Origin of the sequence: Acidovorax sp., from assembly GCF_022763525.1 — a bacterium.
Taxonomy (GTDB): Bacteria; Pseudomonadota; Gammaproteobacteria; order Burkholderiales; family Burkholderiaceae_C; genus Acidovorax.
This window is the reverse complement of sequence record NZ_JALEGG010000239.1, coordinates 1-12,532: the sequence shown is the minus strand read 5'-3', so window position 1 is coordinate 12,532 and position 12,532 is coordinate 1. Positions and strand designations below refer to the sequence as shown.

Here is a 12,532-nt window from a genome sequence, read left to right as displayed (position 1 = left end):
GCCCACGCACGCCCCCATCGCCCTGACCGCCCCACCGGCGGCGGCGTTGCAGTGCGCGGGCATCACCACCAAAGCCAAAAAACCCCAGCTCATCTGACCGGAGCTGCGTGGTTCCGTCCCGGATGAGCGACGGAACCCTTGGCACAAAAACCTTCTTTTTTTTGATTCCTGGTTTTCCGCGCGCGCACCCTGGACGGTTCTTCCTTGCGGTCGAATCTCCATGGAGTGTTTCGCATGCCTTCTTCTTTCTCGCAGTCCGCCAACGCCGCCGTTGAAACCGTCTTCAGCGGGCTCTGGATTCCCCTCGTCACGCCCTTCCGTGACGGCGCCATCGACCACGCGGCCCTGGCGGCCATGACCGCCCGGCTCGCGCAGCAGGGCGTTTCGGGCTTCGTCGCCTGCGGCTCCACCGGCGAAGCGGCGGCGCTGGACAAGTCTGAGCAACTGGCTGTGCTGGAAACGGTGCTCGGCGCTGCCCAGGGGCTGCCGGTGGTGATGGGCCTGTCGGGCTACCACCTGGGGCAGACGGTGGAGTGGGTGCAGACGCTGGCGCGCTACCCGCTGGCTGGGCTGCTGGTGCCCGCGCCACACTACATCCGTCCGGGGCAGGACGGCCTGCTGCACTGGTTCCGCACGCTGGCCGATGCGAGCCAGGTGCCGCTCGTCATTTACGACATCCCCTACCGCACGGGCGCCACGCTGACCACCGAGACGCTGCTGGCGTTGGCGGCCCATCCGCGCATCCGCGCCATCAAGGACTGCGGCGGCAGCCCGGCCAAGACGCAGGCGCTGATCGCCGATGGCCGCCTGGCCGTGCTGGCGGGCGAGGACGCGCAGATGTTCGCCACCCTGACCCTGGGCGGCACGGGCGCCATCGCCGCCAGCGCGCATTGGCGGCCACCGGAATTCGTGGAGCTGATGGCGCTGCTGCGTGGGGGGCAACTGGCCGAGGCCCGCCGTGTGTGGCAGGCCCTGTTGCCCTGGGTGGAGATGTGTTTTGCCGAGCCCAACCCGGCCCCGCTCAAGGCCGTGCTGGCGCAGGCGGGATGGATGCGCAACGAATTGCGGGCGCCGATGATGCCGGCCTCCGAAGCGCTGATTCAGAGCCTGCAGCGCCTGCAGGCCGGGGCGGAAGTCAGCCGCCCGTAACCGGCGGGAAGAACGCCACCTCGGCCCCATCGGCCAGGGTGGCGGATTCGTCACTCAGGGTCTGGTTGAGCGCCATGCGCACCGCCTTGCCGCGCGCCAGGCTGGTGGCATGCGCACCGCCACGGGCGATGAGTTCGTCGCGCAGCGCACCCAGGGTGGCGGCGCTGGTGTCCAGTGCCTCGCTGCCCTGGCCGATGGCCTCGCGGATGGAGGCGAAGTAGCGGACGGTGATCTTCATGAAAGGAGGTCCGAGAAGGCGATGTACTGCACGGTGTCACCCGCCGCGATGGTCTGGCCGGCCGGGTTGTCCACCACGCCGTCACCCCAGGCGGCGGATGTGAGCACGCCCGAGCTTTGGTTGCTGAACAGCTCCAGGCCTCTTTGTGGATGGCGCCGCACGCGCAGAAATTCACGGCGTTTATCGGCTCTAGGCCAATCAAATCGTGCGGTGACAGCTATTGATTTGGGAGCAACCTCCTGCACCCCTTGCAGGCGCAGCACGAAGGGCCGCACCAAGAGCGCGAAGGTCAGGAAGCTCGACACCGGGTTGCCCGGCAGGCCCACGAAGTGGGTACTGCCCACCGTGCCGTAGGCAAACGGCTTGCCGGGCTTCATGGCGATCTGCCACAGGTCCAGCCGGCCCAGCGACTCGACGGCGGGCTTGATGTGGTCTTCCTCGCCCACGCTCACGCCGCCGCTGGTCAGGATCAGGTCGTGCGCGCTGCTGGCGTCGCGCAGCGCGGCGATGGTGGCCTCGCGCCGGTCGGGCACGATGCCGAAGTCCGTCACCTCGCAGCCCAGGCGCAGCAGCATGGCGCGCAAAAAGAAGCGGTTGCTGTTGTAGATGGCGCCGGGCCGCATCTGATCGGGCGGCACTTCACCGGGCATGACCAGTTCGTCGCCGGTGGAAAACAACGCCACGCGCGGGCGACGTGCCACGGGCAGCTGGTGCAGGCCAATGCTGGCGGCCAGGCCCAGCTCGGCGGGGGACAGGCGCGTGCCGGTAGCCAGCACCACGGCGCCACGGGTGATGTCTTCGCCCGCGCGGCGGATCCACTGGCCCGGCTGGGGCACGGCGTGAATGCGCACGCTGCCCGGCTCCACCGCCTCGCAGTCCTCCTGCATCAGGATGGCATTGGCGCCGGGGGGCACGGGCGCACCGGTGAAGATGCGCGCGGCCGTGCCAGGGGTCAGCGGCTCGCCCGCGCTGCCCGCGGCAATGCGCTGCGACACGGGCAAAACGGTGCCCGGCGCGGCCACATCGGCGCAGCGCACGGCGTAGCCGTCCATGGAGCTGTTGTCCTGCGGGGGCACGTGCAGGGCCGAGGTGCAGTCCTGTGCCAGCACGCGGCCGTCGGCGTCAAAGGTGGCCACCGTGTCGGTGCCCGGCAGCGGCGCGGCATGGGCCAGCAGCTCGGCGAGGGCGTCGTCCAGGGGCTTGAGGGGCTGTTTCTTCATGCTCATGCGGAAGGGTGGGGCAAGGGCTGTAGGCAGGGCACGCAACGGAGGATGTGCCCGCTAAGCGGACGGCAGCAGTCCGCCATGCAGCTCCCAGTTGTATTCAAAGCGATGGGCGTATTCGAGCAGCCAGTCCACCACCTGCGCCGGCTGGTTGAGGTCCAGCACCGGCAGCTGCGTGGGCTCGGGAAGCTGCTGCGGCGCATCGGTGGCCACGGCCACCACAAAATCGTCCTCGGGATAGCGCACGGGCTTGGCCGCCTGCCCTGCTTCAGGGGCGCGCCACACCTCGATCTTGAGCAGGTCGCTGTCCTTGAAGCCCTCGACCAGCACCCAGTCCACGCCCTGGTACAGCTCGGCCAACAGGTGGTGCACGGTGAGCGCGGCAGGGCGCTCGAATTCGCGCACAAGCATGAGGCGCTTGTCCGACGCGGCCACGACTTCGAAGGCACCAGCTTCGCGGTGGCGGTAGGTGTCCTTGCCGGGGTGGTCGATGTCGAAGCTGTGGTGCGCATGCTTGACCACCGACACGCGCAGGCCCCGCAACCGCAGCTCGGGAATCAGCTGCTCGACCAGCGTGGTCTTGCCACTGCCGGAAAAGCCGGCAAAACCTACTACCTTCATCCCCAGCTCCTTGATTCGCTACGCTCGTATTTGCTACGCTATTTATAGCTTCTGACGCTTACCAGATAAGCGCCAGGGGCATTTTTTGCAAGTCCCAAGCCCCAGCCCAGTGCCGGCCCCTGTGCGCCGGCTCCGGGGGCATTGACGGGCGGGGCAACGCCCAGTGCCAGAGGGCTTCTTCCGTCAGCTACCCCTGCGCCGCGGTTGCGCAGTGGCGCGCGATATAGGCCTTGACCAGATCGAGGTCGGCAGGCATGACCTGCACACGCTTGGGCAGGTCTTCAATGCCTTCGAACTTGGCCGGCCGCTCGGGGGCGTGGCCCAGTGCTTCGACGATGGTCTGCGCGAACTTGATGGGCAGCGCGGTTTCCAGAACGATCATGGGTACGCTGCCATCGCCACGGTGCTCGCGGGCCACCTTGACGCCATCGGCCGTATGGGTGTCGATGGTGACGCCATAGCGCTGGTGGGTGTCACGGATCGTGGCCAGGCGATCAGCATGGGTGCTCTTGCCGCTCAGAAAACCGTACTGGCCCGCAGCCTGCGCAAAGCGCGGATCCTGGCTCAGGTCAAACTGGCCCTGCGTGGAAAGCGCATCTCCGAACAACGCCTTGGTCTTGGCACCGTCGCGGCCCAGCAGGTCGAATACAAAACGCTCGAAGTTGCTGGCCTTGCTGATGTCCATCGAGGGGCTCGACGTCTCGTGCGTGTCGGCACTGCCGCGCACGCGGTACACGCCAGTGCGGAAGAACTCATCCAGCACGTCGTTCTCGTTGGTTGCCACCACCAGCTTGTCAATCGGCAGGCCCATCATGCGCGCCACATGGCCGGCGCACACGTTGCCGAAATTGCCCGAGGGCACCGTGAAGCTGACCTTTTGACCATTGGTCTCGGTCGCCTGGACATAGCCGGCAAAGTAATAGACCACCTGCGCCAGAAGCCGCGCCCAGTTGATGGAGTTGACGGTGCCGATCTTGTGCTTGCGCTTGAACTCCAGGTCGTTGCTCACGGCCTTGACGATGTCCTGGCAGTCGTCGAACACGCCCTCGATGGCGAGGTTGTGGATGTTGGCATCCTGCAGGCTGAACATCTGCGCCTGCTGGAAGGGGCTCATGCGGCCGTGCGGGCTGGTCATGAACACGCGAATGCCCTTTTTGCCGCGCATGGCGTATTCGGCCGCGCTGCCGGTATCGCCACTGGTGGCGCCCAGGATGTTGAGCTCCGCGCCGCGGCGTGTGAGTTCGTACTCGAACAAATTGCCCAACAGCTGCATGGCCATGTCCTTGAAGGCCAGCGTGGGGCCATTGGACAGGGCTTCCAGCCACAGGCCGTCTTCGAGGTGGCGCAGGGGGACGATCTCGCCAGTGCCGAACACCTCGGCGGTGTACGTCTTGGCGCACAGGGCCTTGAGGTCGGCGGCAGGGATGTCGTCGATGTAGAGCGACAGGATCTGGAACGCCAGCTCGGCGTAGCCCTGCTCGTGATAGGCCTTGCGCAGACGCGTGAGCATCGCGTCGTCCACCTGGGGGTAGTGCTCGGGCAGGTACAGGCCGCCGTCGGGCGCCAAGCCTTCGAGCAGGATGTCGCAGAAGTGTTTGCGGTCGGCGTGGCCGCGCGTGGAGATGTACAGCATCAGTTCAGTTCCTCCTTGCGGATGCGCGTGATGGGCGCGAGCACGGTGGGCAGCGCCTGCATCTGGGCAATGACGGCGTCCATGGTGCCTTCGCGGGTGGCGTGGGTGAGGATGATGAGGTCGGTCTGCGTCGAGCCTTCGCCGCCCACTTCGTCGGCCTCGCGCTGCAGCACGGCATCGATGCTCACGCCCGCTTCGGCCAGCAGGCTGGTCACCTTGGCAAGCACGCCGGCTTGGTCGGCGACGCGCAGGCGCAGGTAGTAGCTGGTGACCACTTCGCTCATGGGCAGCACCGGCAGCGTGCCCATGGCATCCGCCAGCGTGTTGGCCTGGAAAGCCAGGTGGGGCACGCGGTGTTCAGGGTCTGCCGTGTGCAGCCGCGTGATGTCCACCAGGTCGGCGATCACGGCGCTGGCGGTGGGCTCGCTGCCCGCGCCCTTGCCGTAGTACAGCGTGGTGCCCACGGCATCTCCCTGCACGACCACGGCGTTCATGGCGCCTTCGACATTGGCGATGAGGCGCTTGGACGGCACCAGGCTCGGGTGGACGCGCAGCTCGACCCCCTTGTCGGCCCGCTTGGTGATGCCCAACAGCTTGATGCGGTAGCCCAGCTGCTCGGCGTACTTGATGTCGGCCGCGCCCAGCTTGGTGATGCCTTCGACGTAGGCCTTGTCGAACTGCACGGGGATGCCGAAGGCGATCGCACTCATCAACGTGACCTTGTGCGCGGCGTCCACGCCCTCGATGTCGAAAGTGGGATCGGCCTCGGCATAGCCCAGGCGCTGCGCTTCCTTGAGCACCACGTCGAAGTCCAGGCCCTTGTCCCGCATCTCGGACAGGATGAAGTTGGTGGTGCCGTTGATGATGCCGGCGATCCACTGGATGCGGTTGGCGGTGAGGCCCTCGCGCAGCGCCTTGATGATGGGGATGCCGCCAGCCACTGCGGCTTCGAACGCCACCATCACGCCCTTGGCGGAAGCGGCTGCGAAGATTTCGGTGCCGTGCACGGCCAGCAGCGCCTTGTTGGCGGTGACCACGTGCTTTCCGGCCGCGATGGCTTCGAGCACCAGGGCACGGGCAATGCCGTAGCCGCCGATGAGCTCAATGACGATGTCGATGTCGGGGTTGGCAATGATGGCGCGGGCGTCATTGACGACCTGGATGCCCTCACCCACCACGGCCTTGGCGCGCTCCACGTCCAGGTCGGCCACCATGGTGATCTGGATGCCTCGGCCAGCGCGGCGGCTGATCTCGTCCTGGTTGCGTTGCAGCACGTTGAACACGCCGCTGCCGACGGTACCGATGCCCAGAAGGCCTACTTGAATGGGTTTCATAGCAATGGAGAGAGAAAAGAAAAAACGAGGATTGCAGTCAGAGAGAAGGCGGCACAGTGCGGCACACGCTCATCGGGTGACGTAGCTCGGCAACTGCCAAGCCCCGCCCGCGAAGCCGCGGCACATGCTGTCGCCAGATTCGCGGGTCCGCGCAAAACCCTGGCCGTCAAATTGCCACTCGCGCACCCACCAGCAGTCGCCAATGCCGCGCCCCTTCATTGCCGAGTGCACGGAGCCGGAGGCCGGGTCGAAATCGCCGTCCACGTCTTGCAAGGGCTCGGGCTTGTAGGGGGGCCGGTCATTGGCGATCCACAGCAGGCTGCTGAAGTTATAGGCCCCCATGCCGCAAGGCACGGACAGCAGCACCTTGCGGTCCGTCAGGCGATGGACCTGCACGTTCGCGGGATCGAAGGCATCATCGCCGTTGCACTGCCCCTCCATGCTGGCCCGGTCCAGCGCAGCCACCAGAGGTTTGGCCAGTGCAGCATCATCCTTGCGCGGGGGCGACGGTTTCACGCCCTTGATGACCGGCGCGGGCACCGGGGGCAGCACCGAGGACTCGGGGCGCGTCCCGCGGCGAACGAGCGCACCCGGTGTGCCAACGCGGCCCTGGGCTTCGTCCATCTTGAGCAGCACGGCACTGGCCCCGGCCAGGGACAGCGTCCACCGGTCCTTGCCGGCAGACACGGTCGCCTCGTCGTTTTTGAGCAATTCCTGCAGCAAGCGGGGCACCTGGGCCGCGGGCACACGCGGCGAGTCGCCCTGCAGGCCCGGTAGCGAGAACTTGCCCACCCGGATCTGCAGCGCGGCAGGACTGGCTTTTTCCGTGGACACCTGCAAATCCACCTGCACGGGGGTATCGGGCCCGGCGTCGCGGGTCAGGAGGATGGACACCGGCTCGCTGTCGCTGTTCTCGGCCTGGTAGCCCACGGCGCGACAGGTGCGGGTGTTGTCGCACTGCAGGGCCCAGTCCTTGTGCTGGAAGCTGACGGGCTCCTTGCCGTCTTTGCCATCCTTGGCGTCGGCCTGCAGCGGCAGAAGACCCAGGGCGAACACCGGCACAACCAACAGGCGCCAAAGCGGGACGCCGGCACGGCCAGTCACGGAAGGCATTCGCATGGAACAGCTCGTCTCGCGAAAGCAGGCCGGCTCAGGCGGCCAGCGCGGCCGAAGGCTGCTTGCGCTTGCGGTACTGCTCGAGGAACCGCGCCACGCGGCCGATGGCGTCGCGCAGGTCGTCTTCGTGGGGCAGGAAGACGATGCGAAAGTGGTCCGGCGCTGCCCAGTTGAAGCCCGTGCCCTGCACCAGCATGACCTTGGTCTCCTGCAGAAGCTCCAGGAAGAACTGCTGATCGTCCTCGATGGGATAGACCGCAGGATCCAGGCGGGGAAACATGTACAGCGCCGCCTGCGGCTTGACGCAAGTGACACCAGGGATGGCGGTGATGAGTTCGTAGGCCAGATCGCGCTGCTTGCGCAGCCGGCCGCCTTCGCCCACCAGCTCGTTGATGCTCTGGTAGCCGCCCAGCGCCGTCTGCACGGCCCACTGGCCCGGTACGTTGGCGCACAGCCGCATGTTCGAGAGCATGTTCAAGCCCTCGATGTAATCCTTGGCCGGCTTCTTGTCGCCCGACACCACGAGCCAGCCTGCGCGGTAGCCGCAGGAGCGATAGCTCTTGGACAATGAATTGAAGGTGAGCGTGAGCACATCCTCGCTCAGGGATCCAATGGCCGTGTGCTTGGCGCCGTCGTACAGCACCTTGTCGTACACCTCATCCGCAAAGATCACCAGGCCGTGCTCGCGCGCAATGGCCACGATGCCCCGTAGCAGCTCGTCCGAGTACAGCGCGCCCGTGGGGTTGTTGGGGTTGATGACCACAATGCCCTTGGTGCGAGGCGTGATCTTGGCGCGGATGTCCGCCAGATCGGGCATCCAGCCATTGGCTTCGTCGCACAGGTAGTGCACCGGCGTACCACCCGAGAGGCTGGCCGCGGCCGTCCACAGCGGGTAGTCGGGCGAGGGCAGCAGCAGCTCGTCGCCATTGTCCAGCAGCGCATTGGTGGCCATCACGATGAGTTCGCTGGCGCCGTTGCCCAGATAGATATCGTCCAGCGTGACGCCCTTGATCCCCTGCTTCTGCGTCTCGTGCATCACCGCCTTGCGCGCAGCGAAGATGCCTTTGCTGTCCGAATAGCCTGCCGAGGTCGGCAGATTGCGGATCATGTCCTGCTGGATCTCTTCCGGGGCATCGAAGCCGAACACGGCCAAGTTGCCGATGTTGAGCTTGATGATCTTGTGCCCCTCTTCCTCCATCTGCTTGGCCGCGTCCATGATCGGCCCCCGGATGTCGTAGCAGACGTTGGCAAGCTTGGCGGATTTCTGGACGGTTTTCATGCGCTGGCGATGAGGCAGTAGGGTCTGGCGGCGCCCTGGGGGCGCGGCAGGTGGGCGAAACCTATAATTTGACCACAGATCACAGCTAGCACCCGAGCGCCCGCCCGGCCTGTCCCTGCGCAGAAGCTGTCTGCCAACCACCTTCGCCGCCCATGAAATTCCAGCCCGAGCGCTCGTCCACGCAAACCATCAGCGGCTACGGGCCTGGCTGGATCGGCATCGACGCGGACAAGATCACCCACAGCGTGATCGTGGGCTCCAGCGGGCTGCGCGAGGCCTGGCCCTGCAGCCGCTTCGATGACCTGACACCCGTGCACTTCGCGCAGCTGGCACAACTGGACACCGAACTCATCATCTTTGGCAGTGGCGCACGCAACCGGTTTCCGCCTGCCGCCTGGCTGGCACCGCTGATGGCGCGCCGGCTGGGCCTGGAAACCATGGACACCGCCGCGGCCTGCCGCACCTACAACATCCTCGCGGGCGAAGGCCGCAACGTGGTGGCGGCGCTCATCCTGGAACCGTGAAAATCCCTGTTCCCACCCGGTTCCACGGGACGACAACTAAGCGCCGAATACCCCTCGGAAGAACGCCTTGACACACTGTCTTACATTTGGTCATCCAGGGTTTTCAGAGTAAAATTTACGGTTGCGGTCGGGGGCATCACAAGAGCAATAACACACCCGCTCCCCCGGCTTACCAACGACTACATCCTGAGAGATTGAAGTGCTATGGCGATCGTTGTCAACAAACCCCTCCCTGAATTTGAAGCCAACGCCACCGGTGGACTCAAGGTCTCCAACACGTCCCATCTGGGCCAGGTGCTGGTGCTGTACTTCTATCCCAAGGACAACACCCCCGGCTGCACGACTGAAGCCATGCAGTTCCGCGACAAGTACAAGGATTTCGTGAAGGCCGGCGCCGCCGTGTTCGGCGTGTCGCGCGACAACATGAAGTCGCATGACGAATTCAAGGAAAAGCTGGAGCTGCCGTTCGAGCTGATTGCGGACACCGAAGAAAAAATGTGCCACATGTTCGGCGTCGTCAAGAACAAGATCATGTACGGCAAGAAGGTCAAGGGTATTGAGCGCAGCACATTCCTCATCGGCCCGGATGGCGTGCTGGTGCAAGAGTGGCGGGGCCTGAAGGTTCCCGGCCATGTCGACGAAGTGCTCAAGGCCGTGAAATCCATCAAGGCTCTCAAGAAGGCCGCCTGATCCTCGCCGCACAGGGGGCTGATACGGCATCGATGCGACACCATGGCCCGGCGTGTACAGCCGAGGCATGTTGTCTAGGCATAATGGATCGATGCACTTGGTTGCCGCAACGTTTCCCCTCCCCCTTTCCGCGAAAGCCGCCTTGGTCTCCAGGCGGCTTTTTGCTTTCTGAACTCCCTGACCGCCATTGACGAGAGGCCCTGCCAACATGCCCCTGCCCCCCGCCCCCAGCCGGCGCGCCGCCCTGCTCGCGCCCGAAGCCTTCGAGATCACCGCCCGGCCGCGCACTCCTTCCACCGCCGACGCCGCCGCAGCGCCCGCCCGCAGCGCCCCTGCATCGCGCACCCGCAAGGCGAGCGGCACCGCTGCGGTTGCCGCGACACCCGCTGAGCCAATGATTCAGATCGAGACCCGCGCACGCATTGCCGAGCCTACGGTCGCGCCAGCCCCCGCACGCGGTGGCGCCACCCGCCGGGCTGCCACGCCTGTGGCGGCAGCAAAGCCTGCGGCCACCCGCGCCAAACGGGCCACACCCCAGGGCCCCACCAAGCTCTTCGTGCTGGACACCAACGTCCTGCTGCACGACCCCACCAGCCTGTTCCGGTTCGAAGAACACGACATCTTCCTCCCCATGATCGTGCTGGAGGAACTGGACGGCCATAAGAAGGGCATGACCGAAGTCGCCCGCAACGGCCGCCAGACCAGCCGGACCCTGGACGCACTGGCTGGCGTGCAGGGAGCTGACATCGCGCACGGGCTCAAGCTCGACTCCACGGGCCAGCGTGCGGCTGGAGGCTGCCTTTACTTCCAGACCGCTCCACTGGACTACAGCCTGCCCACCAGCCTGCCGCCCGGCAAGGCAGACAACCAGATCCTTGGCGTGGTTGAGGCTCTGCGCAAGCTGCATGCGCCGCGCGAGGTCGTGCTGGTGTCCAAGGACATCAACATGCGGGTCAAGGCGCGCGCGCTGGGCCTGAACGCCGAGGACTACCAGAACGACAAGACGCTGGAAGACGGCGATCTGCTCTACGCGGGCGTGATGGCCCTGCCCCCGGACTTCTGGGCCAAGAGCGGCAAGAACGTGGAGAGCTGGCAAAGCGGCGCTCACACCTACTACCGTGTCGGCGGCCCGGTGGTGCCGCAGCTCATGATCAACCAGTTCGTCTACTTCGAAGCCCCTGGTGAGCCCAGCCTGTTCGCCCGCGTCAGCGAGATCCGCGAAAAGACGGCGGTGCTGCAGACGCTCAAGGACTATGGCTCGGCCAAGCATGCCGTCTGGGGCGTGACCACCCGCAACCGCGAGCAGAACTTCGCCATGAACCTGCTCATGGATCCGGAGATCGACTTCGTCACGCTGACCGGCACCGCCGGCACCGGCAAGACCCTGCTGGCCCTGGCCGCAGGCCTCACGCAGGTGTTGGACGACCGGCGCTACACCGAGATCATCATGACCCGCGCCACAGTGAGCGTGGGCGAAGACATCGGCTTCCTGCCGGGCACCGAAGAGGAAAAGATGGGCCCGTGGATGGGCGCGCTGGACGACAACCTGGAGTTCCTGGCCAAGGGCGACGGCGGCAATGCCGGCGAATGGGGCCGCGCGGCCACCAACGAACTCATCCGCAGCCGCATCAAGATCAAGAGCATGAACTTCATGCGCGGCCGCACCTTCCTGAACAAGTACGTGATCATCGATGAGGCACAGAACCTGACGCCCAAGCAGATGAAGACGCTGATCACCCGGGCCGGCCCTGGCACCAAGATCATCTGCATGGGCAACCTCGCACAGATCGACACGCCGTACTTGACAGAAGGCTCGTCGGGCCTGACCTACGCCGTGGATCGCTTCAAGGGCTGGCCGCACAGTGGCCACATCACCCTGGCACGTGGCGAGCGTTCGCGTCTGGCGGACTTCGCCAGCGAAGTGCTCTGACCCGGAAGGCGCCTGAACCATGGCCGTGTGGCTTACCGCGCTGAAACTGGTGCCCTGGGGCGATGTCATCGAGGCCACGCCCCAGATCGTCAACGCTGCGAAAAAACTGATGGGCAAGACGCGCGGGGGCGGGGTCGAGCCCGCTGCAGGCGCCCTGGCAGACGCCGGCGGCGCAGCCGGCACGCCAGTGGAGGCGCAGATCCAAGCACTGGCCCAGCGGGTGGCGCAGCTGGAGCAGGAGCAGCGCGACTCTGCCGCCCTCATCGAATCGCTGGCCGAGCAGAACGCGGTGGTGGTGCGCGCCGTGGAGGCGCTGCGAAAGCGCAGCCAGCGCCTGTCGGTGGCCGTGGGGGTACTGGGCGTAGCCTGCGCGGCGCTGGTCGTTTGGGGGCTGCGCCAGCCCTGATTGCCGCAACCCTGATTGCTACTTTATTGATAGCTGCTAGCGCTTGATACACAAGCGCTAGCAGCTATTTTTATGCTCAGAAGTCGTCCCCCGAGCCCATGGCCAGGTTCTCGAAACGCGTCTGGTTCTTCTGGAAAAACAGCTTTACGGTGCCTGTGGGTCCATTCCGCTGCTTGCCGATGATGACCTCGGCCACATTGGGCTCCTTGGAGTCCTTGTTGTAGTAGTCGTCGCGGTAGATGAACATGATGATGTCCGCGTCCTGCTCGATGGCGCCCGATTCGCGCAGGTCGGACATCATGGGGCGCTTGTCAGTGCGCTGCTCCACCGAACGGTTGAGCTGGGACAGCGCGATCACCGGGCACTGCAGTTCTTTGGCCAGCATCTTG

General features: G+C 65.6%; 13 protein-coding genes. 5 read left to right on the top strand and 8 right to left on the bottom strand.

From position 1 onward, the window contains the following. The first annotated feature begins 234 nt into the window (after positions 1 to 234). Positions 235 to 1,149 (top strand): 4-hydroxy-tetrahydrodipicolinate synthase, encoded by a 915-nt coding sequence (dapA, locus tag MRY84_RS18200; RefSeq protein ID WP_291507107.1) that lies wholly within the window; start codon positions 235 to 237, stop codon positions 1,147 to 1,149. On the opposite strand, the gene moaD is transcribed toward dapA, so the two are convergent. The 7 genes from moaD to MRY84_RS18165 all read right to left on the bottom strand — a co-directional run bounded on the left by moaD (position 1,136) and on the right by MRY84_RS18165 (position 8,593). Beyond that, positions 1,136 to 1,387, bottom strand: coding sequence for a molybdopterin converting factor subunit 1 (gene moaD, locus MRY84_RS18195; RefSeq protein ID WP_291486293.1), 252 nt, complete (start codon positions 1,385 to 1,387; stop codon positions 1,136 to 1,138). The two genes, dapA and moaD, sit on opposite strands and share 14 nt — an antisense overlap. After that, the gene (gene glp, locus MRY84_RS18190) at positions 1,384 to 2,607 is read right to left on the bottom strand and encodes a gephyrin-like molybdotransferase Glp (RefSeq protein ID WP_291507106.1); all 1,224 of its coding nucleotides are present in this window, start codon (positions 2,605 to 2,607) and stop codon (positions 1,384 to 1,386) included. The genes moaD and glp overlap by 4 nt, the downstream gene beginning before the upstream one ends. A 60-nt stretch (positions 2,608 to 2,667) precedes the next feature. Then, the gene (gene mobB / locus MRY84_RS18185) at positions 2,668 to 3,231 is read right to left on the bottom strand and encodes a molybdopterin-guanine dinucleotide biosynthesis protein B (protein ID WP_291507105.1); all 564 of its coding nucleotides are present in this window, start codon (positions 3,229 to 3,231) and stop codon (positions 2,668 to 2,670) included. 187 nt (positions 3,232 to 3,418) lie between these two features. Further along, the gene (gene thrC, locus MRY84_RS18180; RefSeq protein WP_291507104.1) at positions 3,419 to 4,864 is read right to left on the bottom strand and encodes a threonine synthase; all 1,446 of its coding nucleotides are present in this window, start codon (positions 4,862 to 4,864) and stop codon (positions 3,419 to 3,421) included. Next, complete coding sequence (locus MRY84_RS18175; RefSeq protein ID WP_291507103.1) at positions 4,864 to 6,198, bottom strand: homoserine dehydrogenase; 1,335 nt, start codon at positions 6,196 to 6,198, stop codon at positions 4,864 to 4,866. Before MRY84_RS18175 ends, thrC begins: the two co-directional genes overlap by 1 nt. A gap of 69 nt (positions 6,199 to 6,267) precedes the next feature. Then, the gene (locus MRY84_RS18170; RefSeq protein ID WP_291507102.1) at positions 6,268 to 7,317 is read right to left on the bottom strand and encodes a DUF1176 domain-containing protein; all 1,050 of its coding nucleotides are present in this window, start codon (positions 7,315 to 7,317) and stop codon (positions 6,268 to 6,270) included. Between the two features lie 31 nt (positions 7,318 to 7,348). After that, positions 7,349 to 8,593: a pyridoxal phosphate-dependent aminotransferase gene (locus tag MRY84_RS18165; RefSeq protein ID WP_291507101.1), complete on the bottom strand. Its 1,245-nt coding sequence runs from the start codon at positions 8,591 to 8,593 to the stop codon at positions 7,349 to 7,351. Between the two features lie 152 nt (positions 8,594 to 8,745). On the opposite strand from MRY84_RS18165, the gene MRY84_RS18160 reads away from it, so the two are divergent. The 4 genes from MRY84_RS18160 to MRY84_RS18145 all read left to right on the top strand — a co-directional run bounded on the left by MRY84_RS18160 (position 8,746) and on the right by MRY84_RS18145 (position 12,143). Further along, the gene (locus MRY84_RS18160; RefSeq protein ID WP_291507100.1) at positions 8,746 to 9,117 is read left to right on the top strand and encodes an Mth938-like domain-containing protein; all 372 of its coding nucleotides are present in this window, start codon (positions 8,746 to 8,748) and stop codon (positions 9,115 to 9,117) included. A gap of 204 nt (positions 9,118 to 9,321) precedes the next feature. Beyond that, entirely contained in the window at positions 9,322 to 9,807 is a 486-nt protein-coding gene (locus tag MRY84_RS18155; protein ID WP_142147469.1) for a peroxiredoxin, read from the top strand. A gap of 208 nt (positions 9,808 to 10,015) precedes the next feature. Continuing rightward, positions 10,016 to 11,737, top strand: coding sequence for a PhoH family protein (locus MRY84_RS18150; protein WP_291507099.1), 1,722 nt, complete (start codon positions 10,016 to 10,018; stop codon positions 11,735 to 11,737). Between the two features lie 19 nt (positions 11,738 to 11,756). Next, positions 11,757 to 12,143: a hypothetical protein gene (locus tag MRY84_RS18145; protein WP_291507098.1), complete on the top strand. Its 387-nt coding sequence runs from the start codon at positions 11,757 to 11,759 to the stop codon at positions 12,141 to 12,143. 76 nt (positions 12,144 to 12,219) lie between these two features. Here the strand turns inward: MRY84_RS18145 and MRY84_RS18140 are convergent. After that, on the bottom strand, positions 12,220 to 12,532 hold a 313-nt coding region (locus MRY84_RS18140; protein WP_291507097.1), incomplete at its 5' end, for a DnaB-like helicase C-terminal domain-containing protein.

Bases quoted from the DNA above. Each gene is read 5' to 3' on its own strand.
- MRY84_RS18145 (WP_291507098.1), top strand. From the start codon at position 11,757: ATGGCCGTGTGGCTTACCGCGCTGAAACTGGTGCCCTGGGGCGATGTC.
- MRY84_RS18175 (WP_291507103.1), bottom strand. From the start codon at position 6,198: ATGAAACCCATTCAAGTAGGCCTTCTGGGCATCGGTACCGTCGGCAGC.
- mobB (WP_291507105.1), bottom strand. From the start codon at position 3,231: ATGAAGGTAGTAGGTTTTGCCGGCTTTTCCGGCAGTGGCAAGACCACG.
- MRY84_RS18155 (WP_142147469.1), top strand. From the start codon at position 9,322: ATGGCGATCGTTGTCAACAAACCCCTCCCTGAATTTGAAGCCAACGCC.
- MRY84_RS18150 (WP_291507099.1), top strand. From the start codon at position 10,016: ATGCCCCTGCCCCCCGCCCCCAGCCGGCGCGCCGCCCTGCTCGCGCCC.
- dapA (WP_291507107.1), top strand. From the start codon at position 235: ATGCCTTCTTCTTTCTCGCAGTCCGCCAACGCCGCCGTTGAAACCGTC.
- MRY84_RS18165 (WP_291507101.1), bottom strand. From the start codon at position 8,593: ATGAAAACCGTCCAGAAATCCGCCAAGCTTGCCAACGTCTGCTACGAC.
- MRY84_RS18170 (WP_291507102.1), bottom strand. From the start codon at position 7,317: ATGCGAATGCCTTCCGTGACTGGCCGTGCCGGCGTCCCGCTTTGGCGC.
- thrC (WP_291507104.1), bottom strand. From the start codon at position 4,864: ATGCTGTACATCTCCACGCGCGGCCACGCCGACCGCAAACACTTCTGC.
- moaD (WP_291486293.1), bottom strand. From the start codon at position 1,387: ATGAAGATCACCGTCCGCTACTTCGCCTCCATCCGCGAGGCCATCGGC.
- glp (WP_291507106.1), bottom strand. From the start codon at position 2,607: ATGAAGAAACAGCCCCTCAAGCCCCTGGACGACGCCCTCGCCGAGCTG.
- MRY84_RS18160 (WP_291507100.1), top strand. From the start codon at position 8,746: ATGAAATTCCAGCCCGAGCGCTCGTCCACGCAAACCATCAGCGGCTAC.